Genomic DNA, 15,947 nt, shown 5'->3' on the forward strand with positions numbered 1-15,947 from the left:
TAGCGCAACGGGGAGGGGAGGGGCCGACGGTTTTAGGCGAGCCCCACCGGGTTTCCGGCGTCGTCCACGTCCATCCGCAGCGCTGCCGGTTCCGGCGGGAGGCCCGGCATGGTCATCACCGCGCCGGTCAGGGCCACGATGAAACCCGCACCGGTCTTGGGCAGCAGGTCGCGCACGTGGATGGTGAAGCCTTTGGGGGCACCCAGCCGGGTGGCGTCGTCGGTAAATGAATACTGGGTCTTGGCCATGCAGATTGGCAGGTTGCCCCACCCGTTCCGCTCGATGTCGGCGAGCCGCTTCAGGGCCGGCACCGAGAAGTCCACGCCGTCCGCCCCGTAGATCTCCTGCGCGATGGTCCGGATCTTCTCCTCCACAGGCATGTCCAGGGGGTACAGGTGCCGGAAGCTGGTGGGTTCCGTCAGGGCCTGTGCCACCAGGGCCGCCAGTTCATCGCCCCCGGCGCCGCCGCCGCCGTGTCCCCAAACGTCCGCGACGGCGGCCGGAACGCCTTCAGCGGCGCACCAGGCCAGGAGCCAGTCCAGTTCCTCCTGCGTGTCCGAGGAGAACCGGTTGATGGCGACCACCGGCGGGACGCCGAATTTTTCCACGTTCCGTACGTGCCGGCGGAGGTTGGCCACGCCGGCTTCCAGCGCCGCCAGGTCAGGGCGGGTCAGCTGGTCCCTGGCTACGCCGCCCTGCATCTTCAGGGCCCGGACCGTCGCCACAACCACCACCGCGGACGGCGCAACCCCGCCCGTGCGGGCCTTGATGTCCATGTATTTCTCGGCCCCCAGGTCGGCGCCGAACCCCGCCTCGGTAACCACAATGTCCGCCAGCCGCCGGGCCGTCTGGGTGGCGATCAGGGAATTGCAGCCATGCGCGATGTTGGCAAACGGGCCCCCGTGGACCAGCGCGGGCGTGCCGGCGATGGTCTGCACCAGGTTGGGCCGGATCGCGTCCTTGAGGAGCAGTGTCAGGACGCCCTGCACCTTAAGGTCGGCCACCGTGACGGGCCTGCGCGCGTAGGTGTAGCCGAACGTGATGCGGCCCAGGCGGTCCCGGAGGTCGGCCAGGTCCGTGGCCAGGCAGAACACGGCCATGACCTCGGAAGCCACGGTAATGTCGAAACCGTCCTGCCGCGGGACGCCCTGGGTGGGTCCACCCAGCCCGATGACCACCTCCCGCAACGCCCTGTCATTCATGTCCAGGACGCGCTTGAACGTCATCCGCCGCGGGTCGATGTCCAGTTCGTTGCCCTGGTAGATGTGGTTGTCCACCAGGGCCATCAGGGCATTGTTGGCGCTGGTCACAGCGTGGAAGTCACCGGTGAAATGCAGGTTGATCTCGTCCATGGGCAGCACCTGCGAATAGCCGCCGCCCGTTGCCCCGCCCTTCATGCCCAGGATGGGCCCGAGCGACGGTTCCCGCAACGCAATCATCACCTTGTGCCCGGCCCGGGCCAGCGAGTCCGCCAGCCCCACCGTGGTGGTGGACTTGCCCTCGCCGGCAGGGGTGGGGGACATGGCCGACACCAGGACCACCTTCCCCGCAGGCCCGGGTGCGTCCAGCAGCGCCGGGTCGATCTTGGCCTTGTATCGTCCGTAGGGCTCCAGCGCCGCGGCGTTGATTCCAGCGGCTTCGGCAATCTCGGTGATGGGCCGGATGGCGGCGGCACGGGCTATCTGCAGATCAGTCGGGAAATCAGACACCGTTGTCCTTTCCTTGGGTTGGCGCCACCGCAGTGGCGTTGACGACGGCGGCCGTCAGGAAGCGGGGATGGCGCGGACCAGGCGGGGCGCGGCTGAGTCGTCGGCAGCGGCGTGGTAACTATCCAGGGTGACCGCCGCCGTGCGCTGCCAGCCGGAACTCTGCGCGCGGATGGCGGCGGCCCGGCCCATGTCAGCCCGGGTGGCCGGATCGTCGTAGAGCGCTTCGAGCGCATCGGCCCAGTCAGCGGCATGATGCCCGTCCACCAGCAGGCCCGTCCGGCCGTGGAAGATGGCACGCGAGAGGCCGCCCACCCGGGTGGCCACCACGGGAGTGCCGCAGGCCTGGGCCTCCAGCGCCACCAGCCCGAAGGATTCGCTGAAGGACGGCATGGCCACCACGTCAGCCGCCCGGAACCAGCCCGCCAGCTCCGGTGCCTTGACCGGCGGAAGCTGCGTGACGACGTCGTCCATTCCTGCCTCGGCAACCAGCCGCCGGAGGTTGAATTCCTTGTTTCCGCTTAGCGAGCCGAGGATGGTGAGCCGGAGGTCGATGTCCGGCCGGCGCTGGCGCAGCAGTGCGGCGGACTTCACCAGGACCTGGGGGCCTTTGAGGCGCTGGATGCGGCCGGCGAAAACCAGGTGGAACGTGTCCGGGCTGATGCCCCGTTCGGCGCGCGACCGGGTGCGGAACGCCGGCGTGAACGTGTTGAGGTCAACGCCCGGGGGAGCGACGTCGATCCGCTCGAAGCTGGCGCCGTAATGGGAGACGAGCTCGCCGGCCTCGGCGCTGGTGTTGGCGATCAGCCTGGCCGCGCCATCCACAATGCGCTGCTCGCCCACTTCGCGCCGCCGCGGTTCGGGCTGTTCACCGGATTCCAGGAGCAGGTTTTTGACCTTGGCCATGGTGTGCATGGTGTGGACCAAGGGCACGTCCCATTGCCGGGACAGTTCCAGGCCGGCCAGTCCGGAGACCCAGTAGTGCGAGTGGATCACGTCGTAGCGCCCGTGCGGCTGGCGGCGGCGGATCTGCTCGATCTCCGCCACCATGGCGTTCACCAGGCCCGGAAGTTCCTCTTTCGGAACCTTCCGCGGCGGCCCGGCCATTACGTTGTGGACGCAGACGCCGGGATCCGGATGTTCAACGGCCGGCTGGTTGGCGGCGGTGGCGCGGGTGAAGATCTCCACCTCGATTCCGGCTTCGGCCAGGGCTTCGGCCAGTTCGCGGACGTACACGTTCATTCCGCCGGCGTCGCCGGAGCCTGGCTGTTCCATCGGCGAGGTGTGGAGGGAGAGCAAAGCAACCCTGCGGATCAGTGCCACGGGATCTCCTTCCGGCCGCCGGCGCGAGTGCCGGGCGAGGCTGCAGTGCGCATTCGGTAAAACACTACTCCCAACTTAACGCCCGCTGCCCCGCCACATCTTCCCGAGGTCGGGGAAGGCCTGCTCGTACCCGGCCAGGAGCCTGGCCGCGAGGTCGGCGGAGGCCACCAGCGGATGATGCGCGAACGCGGCGAGGGCGGCTTCCCGGTCCCCGTCCGTCGCGGCCCGGACCGTGAACCGCTCCACGTCCTTGACCTCCCGGAGCAGCTTCAGGCGTGGTTCCGGTGGCGCCGCCTGGGGCAGCGGCACCGCACCTTGGGCGCTGACCGTGCAGGGGAGTTCGACGACGGCGTCCGCGGGCAAACCGGGAATGGCGGCTTCCGCGGGGGCCGGGTCAGCGGGGGCGGGGGTGGCCGGGTGGCCCAGCTGGTCGGGTTGGCCCACCCGGGACCGGGCTGTGCCGGACGCGGCCGGCACCGTGTTGACGGTGTTCAGGATCAGCTGGGTGTCGCCACCGCCGGTCAGAGCGCGCATGGCGGCCAGCGCCACTTGCTCGTAGCCGCCACCGGCCAGGCCTTCTTCGTCCCGGCGCTCGCCGTCCGACCGGGCCTCAGCCAGGTAGCCTTCCTCCCGGGCGAGCCGGGCAGCCTCCCAGAGGCGGAACGCATCCGGCCCGGCGACAGCCAGTTGCGGGTACAGGTCCTGCTGCTGCCGGTGGATGTCCTCGCCCCGGGTCCGCGCCCTTGCGGCGATGGCCAGGCGGGCGGCGTCGTGCCGGTAGTAGTAGTACAGGTACTCGTTGGGAATGGCACCCAGGCCGGCCAGGAACGCCTGCGGGAACAGCCGGCCTTCCTCGAAGCTTTGCAATGCTTCCCGGTCCTCGAGCAGGGCCGGGAGGACATCCGTTCCGCCGGGTGCCAGCCGGTACAGCCAGCCCAGATGGTTCAGCCCGTGGTAGCCCACCCCGGCCAGGCTTCCAGCCGCCAGTGGTGTACCCGCAGCCCGTGCCGCCCGCAGCACCAGGCCGCCGGCCGAGTCGCAGATTCCGATGACCTTGTGGCCCAGCACCGGGCGCAGGGCTTCCGTGACCATGCCGGCCGGGTTGGTGAAGTTGATCAGCCACGCGGCCGGGCAGCGCTGCTTCATCAGCGCCGCCAGCTCCAGCATCCGCGGGATGGTGCGCAGGGCGTACGAGATGCCGCCGGCGCCTGTGGTTTCCTGACCCAGCAGGCCCAGGCCTGCCGCCACCTTCTCGTCAAGGACCCGGCCGCTGGTCCCGCCCGGGCGGATGGCCGCGAAGACCATGTCCACACCATCCAGTGCCTCGGGCAGGCTGGTGCTGCAGCGGACGGCCAGCCGGGCACCCGGTCCGGGCGGCATGCCGGCCAGCACTGCGGCGACGGCGTCGAGGCGGTGCGGATCGACGTCGTACAACACCAGGCTCGAGACCAGGCCGCCGTAGCCGCCGGACGTCAAGGCCCGGTAGATGACTGGGACGCGGAAACCCCCGCCGCCCACAATGAGTAGCCGCATGGGTCCGAGTCTAGGCCTGCCGCCCGCGCGCCCCTATCGGTGGGAAGCGGCGTGGCGTATCGTGCCGGACATGGACGCGATCCCGGCACGCCTTTTCGACCCCCTGGGCGCCGTCCGCGCGCGGACCGGACCGGGGTTCGACCTGCTGCTCGCCGGCACAGTTTTCCAGGACATCATTTTCACCGGACTGCCCAGCGAACCCGAAGCAGGCACCGAAATCTGGAGCGAAGGGATGGGCAGCTGCCCGGGCGGCGTGGCCAACCAGGCCATCGCAGCGGCCCGGCTGGGGCTCCGGACCGGGCTGGCGGCAGCGTTCGGTGACGACGGCTACGGCGACTTCAACTGGAAGATCCTCGCGGACCAGGAACAGGTGGACCTCAGCTTGTCCAGGCGGGTAAAGGGCTGGCACTCGCCGGTGACGGTATCCCTCTGCGTGCAGAAGGACCGTTCCCTGGTGACCCACGGGCATCCGGCACCGGTGACTTCCTCGGAGTTGATCGGGGACCCGCCGCCGGCGCTCGCGGGCATCGCCGAGGTGGGCGTTGAGGTGGAACCGTGGGCCGTGGCCGCGCACCAGGCAGGCGTGAAGCTGTTCGGTGACATCGGCTGGGACCCCAGCGGTGAATGGGCGCCAATCCGGCTGGAGAACCTGAAGTACTTCCACGGGTTCCTGCCCAACCAGCGCGAGGCAATGGCCCTGACCGGGAAGGACAACCCGTGGTCCGCCCTCTATGCGCTGGCCGACCGGGTGCCCGTCGCCGTTGTGACCCTCGGCCAGCAGGGAGCCATGGCGGTGGACTCCGAAACGGGGGAGGAGGAGTGGGTGCCCTCGCTGCCCGTTAAGGCACTGGACCCCACCGGCGCCGGCGACTGCTTCGATGCTGCGTTTATTGTGGGCAGCCTGGCGGGCTGGCCGTTGGGCAACCGGCTCCGGTTCGCCAACCTGTGCGCAGCCCTGTCGGTGCAGGAAGTGGGCGGCTCGCTGGCCGCGCCGGGCTGGGGCGACATTGCCGACTGGTGGAAACGCGCCAACGCCCGGCCGGAACGGCAGACCAGCCAGTGGCTGCGGCGCTTCGGTTTCCTGTCCGAGATCATCCAGGACGTCCCGCCCACGGCCCAGCGCCGGGCCTCAGCCACCATTGCGCACCTCTCGGACGCCTGAACCCGCGGCAGGGCGGCGATTATCCGGCCGGTAGCGCCAGCACTAGAATCACTAGGGTGACTTACCCCGCAGCACCCGGCCCCACCAGCACTGACCCCGGACAGGATCCCCGCAACGAGAGGTCAGCCGTCATTGACCTGGCCGCCGTCCGGCACAACGTCCGCCGGCTTGCCGCGGCAGCCTCGCCGGCCAAAGTGATGGCCGTGGTCAAAGCCGATGCCTACGGCCATGGCGCCGTCCCCGTGGCCCGGGCCGCACTCGAGGCCGGCGCCGCCTGGTTGGGGGTTGCCCATATCTCCGAGGCACTGTCCCTCCGCGCGGCGGGTATCGACGCCCCGCTCCTGGCCTGGCTGCACACCACGGAAAGCAACTTCGGCGCGGCCGTTGCCGCCGGCGTCGACATCGGCTGCTCGGGCTGGGAACTGGACCGCATCGTCGCTGCCGCCCGCGAGCAGGAACGCCCCGCCCGGATCCACCTGAAAGTGGACACCGGCCTGGGCCGGAACGGCGCCACCACCGGCACCTGGGACACGCTGGTGGGCGAAGCCATGGAATACCAGGACCAGGGCCTGCTCCGCGTGGTGGGCATCTTTTCGCACCTCGCGGTGGCGGACGAGCCGGACCGGCCAGAGACGGACCAGCAGCTGGCCCTGTTCAAGGAAGTACTGGCCGTGGCGGAGGACGCCGGGGTGGATCCCGAGGTGCGCCACCTGGCCAACACCCCCGCCACGCTGTCCCGGCCCGACACCCATTTCGACCTGGTCCGGGTGGGCCTGGGCATCTACGGCCTGTCCCCGTTCGAGGACCTCACTGCCGCGGAACTCGGCCTGCGCCCGGCCATGACGCTGCGCACCGTGGTGTCGCAGTGCAAGCAGGTTCCGGCCGGGCAGGGCGTGTCCTACGGCCTGAACTACCGCACTGCCGCCGACACAACGCTGGGCCTCATCCCGCTCGGCTATGCCGATGGTGTGCCGCGCGTGGCAACGGGCGGCCCGGTCCGGATTGCCGGCACCACCTACCCCGTGGTGGGGCGGATCGCCATGGACCAGATGGTCATCGACCTGGGTGGGGCCTCCGGGGCGGAGGCCGGCCTGTCCGGAGCCGAGGCGGTCCTGTTCGGCGACGGGGCCGACGGCGGTCCCACAGCTGACGACTGGGCCCGCGCCGCCGGGACCATCAACTACGAGATTGTCACCAGGATCAGCCCGCGCGTCCCGCGCCGTTTTATTAATGAGCCCGATGATGGTGCGGAGGGCGCCGCGTGAGCGGGTCCGGCCAGCCCGCCTGGGAGCTCACGGTCCAGGCGACGACGGCGGAGCTGACCCATGCGCTCGCGGCCAGGCTGGCGGTGGTCCTCGACGCCGGGGACCTGCTGGTGCTCTCCGGCGAGCTGGGTGCCGGCAAAACCACGTTCACGCAGGGCCTGGCCGAGGGTCTGGGGGTCCGGGCCGGCGTCATTTCGCCCACCTTTGTGCTGGTCCGCATCCATCCCAACCTCGCCGACGGTCCCCGGCCCGGCGGACCGGACCTGGTCCACGTGGATGCTTACCGGCTCGGGTCGGCCGCGGAGATTGATGATATCGACCTGGAGAACACGCTGGATTCCGCCGTCACTGTGGTGGAGTGGGGCCGTGACCGGGTGGAGCACCTGAGCAACAGCCGGCTCGAGATCGACCTGCACCGGGCCATCGGCCTGGCCGGCGCTGCCACCGCTGGAGCGGCCGCCGGTTTACCGGCCCAGGAGGCCCCAACGGAGCAGGGCGCCGGCTTCCTGGACTTTGATACCGACGAAACAGACGAACCCCGCACCATTGTGCTGCGGGGGTACGGTCCGCGCTGGCCAGCTGCCCCGGACCTTGCCCTTCCCGAAGGAGATCCGCATGCTGATCCTCGCCATTGACACCTCCGCCGTGGCCAGCGCCGCCCTGGTGTCGGATGACGCGCTCGAGGGCATGGTGGCCGGTTTCGCCACCGAGGATACCCGCAGCCACGCCGAAGTGCTGGCCCCGGGCATCCAGGACATGCTGGCCACTGCCGGTGTTGCGGGAACGGACATCGATGCCCTGGTGGTGGGTGTGGGCCCCGGGCCGTTCACGGGCCTGCGCTCCGGCATCGCCACGGCCCGCACCCTGGCCTACGTCTGGGGCAAGCCGCTGCACGGACTCATGAGCCTGGACGCGGTGGCCCTGGAAGTGGCGGAGTCCACCGCAGCCGTTCCGGAATTCCTGGTGGCCACCGACGCCCGGCGTAAAGAGGTGTACTGGGCCCGGTACACCCTGGCGCCCGGGCAGCTGCCCGAACTGGTGGACGGTCCGCACGTCGGTTTCGCTGCTGACCTTCCGGACCTGCCGGCCTTTGGCGCAGGCGCCGGGCTGTACGCCGATGTGCTCCGCGCTGACCCGGCCTTCGTCCGGGAGCAGCCCGATGCCCTGTACCTGGGCCAGTTTGCGCTGGCCCGGCTCGCGTCCGGCGGAACCCTGCCCGACTCCACCCCCCTGTACCTGCGCGAATCCGACGCACAGGTACCCGGACCCCGCAAGCGTGCCCTGTGACCGCCGACGGACCCGCCCGCCTCGAGGGCATCACCCTCCGGCCCATGACCCTTGACGACGTCGCCGCCGTCAACGCGCTGGAGCAGCGGCTTTTCCCGGTGGACGCCTGGCCGCTGCACATGTTCCTTTCCGAACTGTCCCAGCCGGACACCCGGCACTACCTGGTGGCGGAGGACACTGCCGGGATCGTGGGCTACGCCGGCCTGATGTGCATCGAGCCCATCGCGGACGTCCAGACCATCGCCGTCGTGCCCGAACAGGAAGGCCGCGGCATCGGCAGTACCCTCCTGACCCTCCTGATCGACGAAGCCCGGGCGCGGCGGGCAGCCGACGTGCTCCTGGAGGTCAGGGCGGACAATCCCCGGGCGCAGGCACTGTACGTCCGTTTCGGCTTCGAACAGATCCATATCCGACAGCGCTATTACCGCGACGGCGTCGACGCCCTCATCATGAGGCTGCAGCTCGACGGCGGCAGCGGAACCACGGAAGCAGGCCAGCAATGAACCGGACACAGCCACTGGTGCTGGGGATCGAATCCTCCTGCGACGAAACGGGGGTAGGCATCGTGCGGGGGACCACCCTGCTGACCAACACCGTCTCCTCGTCCATGGACGAGCACGTCCGGTTCGGCGGTGTTATTCCCGAAATTGCGTCCCGGGCGCACCTGGACGCCTTCATCCCCACCCTGGACGCGGCATTGTCCGACGCCGGTGTGCGGCTGGACGAGGTGGATGCCATCGCCGTCACCGCCGGGCCTGGGCTGGCAGGTGCCCTGATGGTGGGCGTGTGCGCCGCGAAGGCCCTGGCCGTTGCCACCGGGAAGCCCCTCTACGCGATCAACCACCTGGTGGCACACGTGGGGGTGGGGCTCCTGGCGCCGGACGGCGGCGGGCGCGCCCCGGAACTGCCGGCCAACCTTGGCGCGCTGCTGGTTTCCGGCGGACATACCGAAATCCTGAAGATCAACAACATCACCGATGACGTGGTCCTCCTGGGCTCCACCATCGACGACGCCGCCGGAGAAGCATACGACAAAGTGGCCCGCATCCTGGGGCTGGGGTACCCGGGCGGGCCGGCGATCGACGCCGTGGCCCGGACCGGCAACCGTGCCGCCATCAGGTTTCCCCGTGGCCTGAGCCAGCCTAAATACATGGGAACCGCCGAAGAGCCCGGCAAGCACCGCTACGACTGGTCCTTCAGCGGGCTTAAGACAGCAGTGGCCCGCTGCGTGGAGCAGTTCGAGGCTCGCGGCGAGGAGGTGCCGGTGGCGGACATCGCCGCAGCCTTCCAGGAGGCGGTGGTGGACGTGGTGTCCGCCAAGGCGGTCCTGGCCTGCCGGGAGCACGCGATCAAGGACGTGCTGCTGGGCGGCGGCGTCGCCGCCAACTCCCGGCTTCGCGAACTGACGGGCCAGCGCTGCACGTCCGCCGGGATCCGGCTGCACGTGCCGCCGCTGGGGCTGTGCACCGACAACGGGGCCATGGTGGCTGCCCTGGGAGCGCAGCTGGTGATGGCCGGCAAGGAGCCCAGCGGGATCGCCTTCGCCCCGGACTCCTCCCTCCCGGTCACAGCGGTCTCACTCCCGGCCTGACCCCCCGCCTGAAGCCCCCGTTGCGCTATCACTTATGGTCCCCAAACCGCCGGTTTGGGGACCATAAGTGATAGCGCAACGGGGACGGGGGAAAGCGGGGACGGGGACGGGGGAAAGCGGGGACGGGGGAAAGCGGGGACGGGGCGGAGGTCGGGCGGTTAGGCCGTGGGGCCGTTCCGCATCTGCTTGACCAGGTCCAGCACCACGGCCTGGAGGTTCCCGCTGTTTTCTGCGGCGACCCGGCGCTGCCGCTGGTAGCCGGCGCCGCGGTTGATGATCTTTTCCACGTCGGCCAGTTCATCGGCGCAGCCCAGCTTGGCGGCCACCGGCTCCAACCGGTTCAGGGTCTCCAGCAGGTGATCCGTGACCAGCTGCTCCTTGCCGGCGGCGTCCAGGATGATGATCGCCTCCATCCCGTACCGGGCCGCCCGCCATTTGTTCTCCTGGATGTGCCACGGCGGCATGGTGGGGATGGTGCCGCCGCTGTCCAGGGTGGTGGAGAACTCATCCACCAGGCACTGGGTGAGGGCAGCGATGGCGCCCACTTCCTCGAGTGTGGCCAGGCCGTCGCAGATCCGCATCTCGATGGTGCCCAGGTTGGGGACCGGCCGGATGTCCCAACGGATCTCGGACAGGGTGTCGATCACCCCGGTGGTGAACATGTCCTGCACATAGGACTCGTAGTCGGCCCAGGAGGAGAACTGGAACGGCAGGCCGGCGGTGGGAAGCTGCTGGAACATCAACGCCCGGTGCGAGGCATACCCGGTGTCCTCGCCGCCCCAGAAGGGGCTGGACGCGGACAACGCCTGGAAATGCGGGAAGTAGTTGACCAGGCCATCAAGCACCGGCAGCGCTTTTTCCCGGCGGTCCAGGCCCACGTGGACGTGGACACCGTAGATGACCATCTGACGGCCCCACCACTGGGTCCTGTCGATCAGCTTCGCGTACCTGGCCTTGTCCGTGACAGGCTGCAGCTGGGGCGGGCTGAACGGGTGGCTGCCGGCGCAGAACAGCTCCACACCCATGGGGTCCGTGATTTCGCGCACAGCAGCGAGGGACCGGCTGAGGTCCTCCTTGGCTTCGGCAGCGGTTTCACAGATGCCCGTGACCAGCTCCACGGTGTTCAGCAGCAGTTCCTGCTTGATGTGTGGGTGTTCATCGTCTTCGTTGAGCTCCGGGTGGCGCGCGGCCACGCCACGGAGCACCTGGTTGGCCACGGAGGCCAGCTCGCCCGTTTCACCGTCCACCAGGGCCAGTTCCCATTCCACACCAAGGGTTGATTGCCTCGATTGTGCGAAGTCGATCTGCACGCGTTTCCTTACTGTCCGGTTTGCCGCTGGCTCGCGCCGCTGACAGGCAATGGCTGGCAGGCGAACGGGTGGTCCAAGTCTAGTGCAGGGGTAGCATCGTACTGATGGTTATGTTCCAGCGCCTGCCTCAACGACTTTCCAAAACCCTCCCCTTCCTCGCGGCGGCAGCGGCCCTTGCCCTCACCTCGTGCACCGCCACGCCGCCGCCTGCGACGCCGTCGGAATCCCCGTCCGGTTCCACAGCTGCGGCCGCCCCGTCGCCAAGTACGACGCCGGTCCCCACCACCGCGCCCCCGGCACCTGATCCCGGTTCCCGGGCCTTGGGGTGGGGCCCCGAGCAGCGCGACCAGGGCGCCGCCGCGGCAGCGGTGGCCGCCATGGACACCGGCCAGAAGGCCGGCCAGGTGCTGCTGCCGTTCTTTAAGGGCACCGACGCTGCCGCGCACGCCGCCGTTATTGAACGTCTGCACCTCTCCGGGGCCATCATCATGGGTGACAACGTGCCCAAGGGGCCGCAGGGGCAGGTTGATCCCGCCGCGATGACCGCCGCCAACCAACAGCTCGCCACCGCGACCAGGGCGGATGGGGATTCATGGCCGGGCCTGATCGGTGTGGATCAGGAAGGCGGAGTGGTGGCGCGGCTGGGCCTGCCCCTGACGGAATGGCCTGCGCCGATGAGCTTCGGGGCTGCCGGCAGCGAACCGCTGGCCCGCGAAGCCGGCGGCGGGCTGGCCGCTGAACTGGCACCGCTCGGGTTCACCGTTGACTTCGCGCCGGACACCGACGTGACCATCGGGCCCAAGGACCCCACCATCGGTGCCCGGTCCATGTCCTCGGATCCGGACGCTGCCGCTGCCCTGGGGGCCGCGTTCTCCCACGGCATGCTGGGCGCGGGGATCCTGCCCGTTGCCAAGCATTTCCCGGGCCATGGCTCCGTGACAGCCGATTCGCACCTCAGCCTGCCCGTGCAGCCCGCCACCGTTGAGGAACTCCGCGGCCGGGACTGGAAACCGTTCCAGGCGGCCGTAGCCGGCGGAGCGCCGATGATCATGACCGGGCACATTGCGGTTCCAGCGCTGGAACCCGGCGTTCCGGCGTCGCTCTCCGCCCCCACGTACCAGGCGCTGCGCGGCCTGGGCTTCAATGGCGTGGCCGTCACGGACGCCCTGAACATGGAAGCGGTGAACAAGCAGTACCCGTCCGGCGCCGCTGCCGTTAAGGCCCTGGCCGCAGGCGCCGACCTGCTGCTGATGCCGGCCGACGTGGATCAGGCCCATGCCGCCATTGTCCGGGCCGTCGCATCCGGCGAGCTCTCCGCGCAGCGGCTGGACGAGGCTGCAACGCGGGTGGCCACGATGATGACGTGGCGCGGCCGGACCGGAGCCCCGCAAGGCGCTGCGCCCGGCAGCGGTGCGGCACTCTCCGCCAAGGTCTCGGCGGCCGCGGTGACGGTCCTGTCCGGGCCCTGCACCGGGCCGCTGGTGCCGGGTGCCGTCCAGGTGACCGGCGGCGGTCCCGGCGACCGGGAACGTTTTGCGGCCGCCGCCGCCCGCGCCGGGCTCGCCGTGGGCTCCGGGCCGGTGGTGAACCTGATCGGCTATGGCGGCCGCCCGGCCGGTGGGGACATTGCCGTGGCCCTGGACGCACCCTGGCCGCTGCAGGAATCCGCCGCACCCGTGAAACTGGCCGTCTACGGCCGATCCGACGGCGCTTTCGACGCGCTGGCAGCAGTGCTGGCCGGAAAGGCGACCGCGCCCGGGAAGCTCCCGGCCGCCGTCGGCAGCTTCCCGCTCGGAACGGGCTGCGCGCCCTGACCCCGGGAACGTGCGCGAAGGCGTTTTAATGAAGGGTGCCCATTCTGAATAAAGACATGACCCTCTGCATCTCGCTCTCCGCACGGCCCAGCAACAACGGGACGCGCTTCCACAACCACCTGTACGGGCAGTTGGGGCTGAACTGGATCTACAAGGCGTTTGCCCCCACCAACCTGGAGCAGGCCATCGCCGGCGTGCGCGGGCTGGGCATCCGGGGCTGCGCGGTGTCCATGCCGTTCAAGGAGGACGTGATGGCGCTGGTGGACGAGATGGACGATTCCGCCACGGCGATCGAATCCGTCAACACGATCGTGAACACGGATGGCCATCTCAAGGCCTACAACACCGACTACACCGCCATCGAGCAGCTGCTGGCCAGCAACGCCGTCCCCACGGACTGGTCTGTCCTGGTCCAGGGCGCCGGCGGCATGGCCAAAGCCACGGTGGCAGCCCTCCGGGACGCCGGCTTCACGGACGTTACGGTCATCGCCCGGAATGAAGCCACGGGCCCGGCGCTCGCCGGTCAGTACGGTTTCGCCTGGCGGCCGGAGCTCGACGCCGGTTCAGCGGACCTGATCATCAACGTCACGCCGCTGGGCATGGCAGGCGGCCCGGACGCGGACGCGCTGGCGTTCCCCGCCACGGCCATTGACGCCGCCCGGATGGTGTTCGACGTGGTGGCGCTGCCAGCCGAGACACCATTGATCAAGGCGGCACGGGCGGCCGGGAAACCTGTGATTACGGGGGCCGAGGTGGCCACCATCCAGGCGCTGGAACAATTTGTGCTCTACACCGGAACCCGGCCCACCGCTGAGCAGGTCCGGGCCGCTGAAGACTTCATGAGGGCGCAATAGTCCCTGCTGTGCTGGAGCTCAGACCGGCTCCACCACTACCGCCACCCGGTCCTCGCCGATGCGCGTCAGGACCAGGGTGGCGGTCTTCCCGCCGCCCTTTTTGGCGGAATGCGACTTGCCGGCGGGCAGCAGCTGTTTGCGGAGTTCCTCGGGCGTCACGGCGGTGCCGCGCTTCTTGATGTCCAGCACGGTGATGCGTTCCTGCTTCACCCACGCTTTAAGCGCCTTGACGTTGTGCGGCATCACCTGCCGGACTTTGTACGCCCGGGCGAAGGGCGTGTCCACCAGTGTGGGTGCGCAGATGTAAGCGATGTGCTCGTCCACCAGGTGCCCGCCCAGCTGAAGGGCGACGTCGGCCACCAGGCCTGCGCGGATCACCGCACCATCCGGTTCGTACAGGTAGCCCTCGACTGGGCCCACCGCAGGTACCGGACCCGCACCAAAGTCCTGGCCGCTGGTCAATTCCGCTGCACCGTGCGGGCTGAGCACCAGGGCGGCACGCCGGATGTCCGGGCGCCGGACCGCGTTGAACCAGAGCGCCACCTCGGTGACGTCGCCGCCCACCGACACCCACTGTGCCTCGCAGTCGGCAGGTACCGACTCGTGCGGCATGCCCGGCCCCATCTTCACGCCCACCGCGCGGCCGGAGGCAGCCAGGGCTTCGACGAAAGACAGCGGCGGGGAGAAGGCTTCGGGATCCCAGATGCGTTTGGTGCCCGAGGTGGAGGTGACCCGGCGTGCGGGATCCAGCCAGACGCCGTCGACCCCGTCCAGCGGAACGGACGTGGCGTCGGCGTGGACCACCGTGGCGTTGGGGAAGGGGATGAGGTTCACGGTGGCGCAGGCAGCAGTGGTCTCGTCCATTTCCACTGCCGTGACGTTGATGTCCATGGAGGCAAGCGCCAGCGAGTCCGCGGCCAGGCCGCAGCCCAGGTCGGCCACATGGCTGATGCCGGCAGCCGCAAACCGCTGGGCGTGGCGGGCGGCAACACTCAGGCGGGTGGCCTGCTCAAGTCCCGCCTGGGTGAACAGCATCCGGGACGCGAACTCCCCGAACTTGGCTTCGGCCTTGGTGCGCAGCCGGGACTGGGTGAGGACCGCCGAGACGAGGGCGGGGGAGTGGCCGGCCTTGCGGAGGGCGGCGTTGAGCGCAAAGGACTCGTCGTCCCGGTAAGGGCCCAGGGACGCAAGGAGCTCCCAGCCTTCGGCGGTGAGCAAGGGCGCGATCTGGTCCTGGGGTGCTGGGGGCATGCGTTCCAGCCTAGTTGAAATCCTGCGGCGGTCCCGGGTGGGCGCCGCTGCCCGGCCCCGGAATCCGGCCGGCGCGGAAGGCCGAAGGGGACAGCCCGGACCACGCCTTGAACCGCCGGGAAAAGTACAGCGGGTCCGCGTAGCCCACGGCCGCCCCCACGTCCGCCACGGCCATCGAGGTCAGGGCCAGCAGGTCCGCGGCGGTGGAGTGCCTGACCCGGGCTACGTAGGCCTGCGGGCTCAGCCCCACAGCGGCGATGAACAACCGGTGCAGCTGCGCCGGCGAGTAGGTGGCCACGGCGCACAATTCGCTGAGCGGAAGCGGACGGTTCAGGTTCTCGGCGATCCAGCCGAACAGGGCCTCCAGCCTCGGTTCCCCGGCGGACCGTTGCGCCTGCGGCGCGCACCGGTCGAGGAGGGTGCCAAGGAGCCCCAGGAGTTCGCCGCTGAGGGCCCGGGACTCCTGCGGTGCCGGGCTCTGCTGGGCGTGGGTAAGGACCGCCATGAACTTCCGGTACATGCCCTGGTCGTCGGTCAGGGCCAGTGGCACGCCCGCTGCAGCGAACTCCTCGTGGACCGCCGCGGCCGCGGAACCGGCAAAGTGCACCCACAGCCAGTGCCAGTCGCCTGTTCGCGGCGCCGCATAGGAATGCGGGACCGACGGCGGGAACATCAGGACCCTGCCGCGCCCTGCGGTGAAGGGTTCCCCGGCCAGGTCGCCGTGGATGGTGCCCTCGATGACCCAGACCAGCAGGTAGTCCCCGGGATCCGCGCGACGGACCGGCGGCATGGGGATGTTGCGGAAGGAACCGGAGGCGCGCCAGTGCAGCAGATCAGGAAAGGCCATGACT

General features: G+C 69.7%; 14 protein-coding genes. 8 read left to right on the plus strand and 6 right to left on the minus strand.

Annotated elements, in window-relative coordinates; translation table 11 throughout:
* Positions 1-32: 32 nt before the first annotated feature.
* From ACU18_RS11800 to ACU18_RS11810, 3 genes are all read right to left on the minus strand, one after another.
* Entirely contained in the window at positions 33-1,709 is a 1,677-nt protein-coding gene (locus tag ACU18_RS11800; RefSeq protein ID WP_050685756.1) for a formate--tetrahydrofolate ligase, read from the minus strand.
* Positions 1,710-1,763: 54 nt separating this feature from the next.
* Positions 1,764-3,029, minus strand: coding sequence for a D-inositol-3-phosphate glycosyltransferase (gene mshA, locus ACU18_RS11805; RefSeq protein ID WP_050685758.1), 1,266 nt, complete (start codon positions 3,027-3,029; stop codon positions 1,764-1,766).
* Between the two features lie 75 nt (positions 3,030-3,104).
* A complete protein-coding gene (locus ACU18_RS11810) occupies positions 3,105-4,562 on the minus strand; it encodes a family 4 glycosyl hydrolase (protein ID WP_050685762.1) in 1,458 nt (485 codons plus the stop codon).
* 70 nt (positions 4,563-4,632) lie between these two features.
* Between ACU18_RS11810 and ACU18_RS11815 the strand changes: the two genes are divergently transcribed.
* From ACU18_RS11815 to tsaD, 6 genes are read left to right on the plus strand one after another with little or no spacing between them, the layout of a single operon-like run.
* Complete coding sequence (locus ACU18_RS11815; RefSeq protein ID WP_050685764.1) at positions 4,633-5,724, plus strand: carbohydrate kinase family protein; 1,092 nt, start codon at positions 4,633-4,635, stop codon at positions 5,722-5,724.
* A gap of 56 nt (positions 5,725-5,780) precedes the next feature.
* On the plus strand, positions 5,781-6,989 hold the full coding sequence (gene alr, locus ACU18_RS11820) for an alanine racemase (RefSeq protein WP_050685766.1): 1,209 nt from the start codon (positions 5,781-5,783) through the stop codon (positions 6,987-6,989).
* Positions 6,986-7,624, plus strand: a complete 639-nt coding sequence (gene tsaE / locus ACU18_RS11825; RefSeq protein WP_050685768.1) for a tRNA (adenosine(37)-N6)-threonylcarbamoyltransferase complex ATPase subunit type 1 TsaE — start codon at positions 6,986-6,988, stop codon at positions 7,622-7,624. Before alr ends, tsaE begins: the two co-directional genes overlap by 4 nt.
* Positions 7,605-8,276, plus strand: coding sequence for a tRNA (adenosine(37)-N6)-threonylcarbamoyltransferase complex dimerization subunit type 1 TsaB (gene tsaB, locus ACU18_RS11830; protein ID WP_050685770.1), 672 nt, complete (start codon positions 7,605-7,607; stop codon positions 8,274-8,276). Before tsaE ends, tsaB begins: the two co-directional genes overlap by 20 nt.
* 44 nt (positions 8,277-8,320) lie before the next feature.
* Positions 8,321-8,779 carry a ribosomal protein S18-alanine N-acetyltransferase gene (rimI, locus tag ACU18_RS11835; protein WP_050685958.1) on the plus strand — a complete coding sequence of 153 codons (459 nt, stop codon included), beginning with the start codon at positions 8,321-8,323 and terminating at the stop codon, positions 8,777-8,779.
* Positions 8,776-9,867: a tRNA (adenosine(37)-N6)-threonylcarbamoyltransferase complex transferase subunit TsaD gene (tsaD, locus tag ACU18_RS11840; RefSeq protein ID WP_050685772.1), complete on the plus strand. Its 1,092-nt coding sequence runs from the start codon at positions 8,776-8,778 to the stop codon at positions 9,865-9,867. The genes rimI and tsaD overlap by 4 nt, the downstream gene beginning before the upstream one ends.
* A gap of 158 nt (positions 9,868-10,025) precedes the next feature.
* On the opposite strand, the gene ACU18_RS11845 is transcribed toward tsaD, so the two are convergent.
* The gene (locus ACU18_RS11845; RefSeq protein ID WP_050685774.1) at positions 10,026-11,177 is read right to left on the minus strand and encodes a glutamate--cysteine ligase; all 1,152 of its coding nucleotides are present in this window, start codon (positions 11,175-11,177) and stop codon (positions 10,026-10,028) included.
* Positions 11,178-11,554: 377 nt separating this feature from the next.
* Between ACU18_RS11845 and ACU18_RS11850 the strand changes: the two genes are divergently transcribed.
* The gene (locus ACU18_RS11850; RefSeq protein ID WP_050685959.1) at positions 11,555-12,991 is read left to right on the plus strand and encodes a glycoside hydrolase family 3 N-terminal domain-containing protein; all 1,437 of its coding nucleotides are present in this window, start codon (positions 11,555-11,557) and stop codon (positions 12,989-12,991) included.
* A gap of 35 nt (positions 12,992-13,026) precedes the next feature.
* Positions 13,027-13,845 (plus strand): shikimate 5-dehydrogenase, encoded by an 819-nt coding sequence (locus tag ACU18_RS11855; RefSeq protein ID WP_269430539.1) that lies wholly within the window; start codon positions 13,027-13,029, stop codon positions 13,843-13,845.
* 18 nt (positions 13,846-13,863) lie between these two features.
* On the opposite strand, the gene ACU18_RS11860 is transcribed toward ACU18_RS11855, so the two are convergent.
* Together ACU18_RS11860 and ACU18_RS11865 are read right to left on the minus strand one after the other, a co-directional pair.
* A complete protein-coding gene (locus tag ACU18_RS11860; protein WP_050685778.1) occupies positions 13,864-15,096 on the minus strand; it encodes a class I SAM-dependent methyltransferase in 1,233 nt (410 codons plus the stop codon).
* Positions 15,097-15,106: 10 nt separating this feature from the next.
* Complete coding sequence (locus tag ACU18_RS11865; protein WP_050685780.1) at positions 15,107-15,943, minus strand: helix-turn-helix transcriptional regulator; 837 nt, start codon at positions 15,941-15,943, stop codon at positions 15,107-15,109.
* Between the last annotated feature and the right edge of the window lie 4 nt (positions 15,944-15,947).

The organism is Arthrobacter sp. ZBG10, from assembly GCF_001238605.1.
Lineage (GTDB): Bacteria > Actinomycetota > Actinomycetes > Actinomycetales > Micrococcaceae > Arthrobacter.